Here is a 1,783-nt window from a genome sequence, read left to right on the forward strand (position 1 = left end):
GCGGTCGTAGTCGCGCACGCTGGTGCCGCGGCCGACGAAGCTCAGGATCTCGTAAGGCGTCGCTGCCATCAGCCGGGACGTTTTCAGGCCGGCATCACGGGCTTCGACAATCTGCGAGGCAGCCCAGATCAGAACGTCCGCGTCCCAGATCGTCGCCATGCCATGTTCCGGCACGGCTTCGACGCGAATGGTGATGGTACCTGCGCGGAAATCGATGGGAACAACGCGCCTCGACTTTGCCAGCGAAAAGAACGGATACGCCATCAGGTCTTGCGCGTCGCGTGGCGCCAGATCGCCAGGGAGGGCGCGAAACAGATCGAGCTGGTCGCGCTCTGATCGGCGCCTGCTGCTTGCAGTGGAGTTGCTGTCCGGCATGAGTCAGCGCCGCTCCTTGCCGGCATACGGAAAGGGTGCGTGCCGTTTTGCGGGCAGGACCGTGCCTGTGCCGGGATCGCTGGTGGACGTTTTGGTGCCGCGGTCAACCCACGCCTTCAGGTCCTCGACCGCATACACAACGCGACCCCCGAGCTTGCGGTAGGTCGGGCCTGTCCCATAGGTGCGGTGCTTTTCCAGGGTTCGGCCGGAGAGTCCGAGAAAGCGCGCCGCTTCGGGCGTGCGCAGGTATCGCGGCGGCAGGCCGGCGTTCGGATCGGGCATTTGCGAGGCTCCGTGGTCGTCTGGAGCGCGGCCGGCTCGGCCCGCGCGTCGACGGTCACGATGGCGCAGTCAGCGTGCCAAGGGGGATGCCGAAGATCGAACGATGATTTTCGGCACCCCTGCTCTACTCCTTGCGAGATGAAGGACGTAGCAATGCGCGATAGCCGCCGCGCATCAGAGCCAAACCAGCCTGCACCAGGCGGATGGTCCGGCTGCGCAATTCGTGGGTTTTCCAGGCGCGCTCGGGGATGCGTTTTCGGCCGAACAGCACCTCGGCGATGACGCGATAGGAAGCATCCTCCATGTGTCCATCGAGCGCACGCAGCACCAAGACGAGTCGTTCGCGCCGCTGCGCCGAAAGCTGATGAAAGGGAGGTCCCGGCGGGCGGCCGTTGATTGCGCGCCACAGCCGATGTGAGGCGTGGGCGCGGATCTCAAAGTCCGCATCGAGCGGCAGTTCGGCCGCATAAGAGACACCAAACTGCGGCGCCTCTTTCAGCCAAAGATGATGTTGTGCCCCTTGAAGGCGCAATACGGCATGCCAGCCGTCAGATGCCTGTCTGATGGCGCCCGATGAAAGGTCGGCAAGCTGTAGCCCCGCGCCGACCGCTTTTGAGCCGGACGCGCTGCGAACGACCGGCACCACCGTCGGCAACGCCTCAGGAGCCCAGAAGATAGTCTGTTGGTGAAAGGACCCCTGCGGGTCATGGGCGAAAGCAGATGCCCCATCTCCTTCGGAATTCGGAAGTCATCTGCGATCGATTTTCACGATAGGAAGCCCGATAGTTGGAGCTGCGCCGCAGCGACTCCCAGGCGAAATCCGCCATTTCGCCCGACTTGACAGCGTGCTGATACGCCTCTGGTGAGCGCCAGTCGAACTCGGACATTGCTGTGATCCCCTGCTGTAAGACGATTGCGGCGCAATGTCTATGAAGCTTGGGATTGGTGTGGAAGTCGCCAATTATGCATTGCGTGATGCCTGCAGGCGATCACGCGTCAGCGGGGAAATCTGTTCTCGGGTGCGCATTCTTCATGACAGATTTTGCTATTTAGGCGCGCCGCCGCGAAGCAAGTCGCGGTAGCCGTGGTCTGCCATCCATTTTGCGCGGGCCAGATGACTATCAAA

Annotated in this window: 4 protein-coding genes; all 4 read right to left on the reverse strand. The window is 62.6% G+C overall.

The annotated features are described in order from the left end of the window. Positions 1 to 375, reverse strand: a 375-nt coding sequence (locus tag ABIB66_RS43445; protein ID WP_354260106.1) for a replication initiator protein A, incomplete at its 3' end; no start/stop codon positions are given. Between the two features lie 3 nt (positions 376 to 378). Then, on the reverse strand, positions 379 to 657 hold the full coding sequence (locus ABIB66_RS43450) for a helix-turn-helix transcriptional regulator (RefSeq protein WP_354260109.1): 279 nt from the start codon (positions 655 to 657) through the stop codon (positions 379 to 381). A gap of 124 nt (positions 658 to 781) precedes the next feature. Then, the gene (locus tag ABIB66_RS43455) at positions 782 to 1,303 is read right to left on the reverse strand and encodes a DUF2285 domain-containing protein (protein ID WP_502918371.1); all 522 of its coding nucleotides are present in this window, start codon (positions 1,301 to 1,303) and stop codon (positions 782 to 784) included. A 58-nt stretch (positions 1,304 to 1,361) separates the two neighbouring features. After that, complete coding sequence (locus ABIB66_RS43460) at positions 1,362 to 1,544, reverse strand: transcriptional regulator domain-containing protein (protein ID WP_354260115.1); 183 nt, start codon at positions 1,542 to 1,544, stop codon at positions 1,362 to 1,364. Positions 1,545 to 1,783 lie beyond the last annotated feature (239 nt).

Source organism: Bradyrhizobium sp. F1.13.3 (assembly GCF_040548265.1).
Lineage (GTDB): Bacteria > Pseudomonadota > Alphaproteobacteria > Rhizobiales > Xanthobacteraceae > Bradyrhizobium.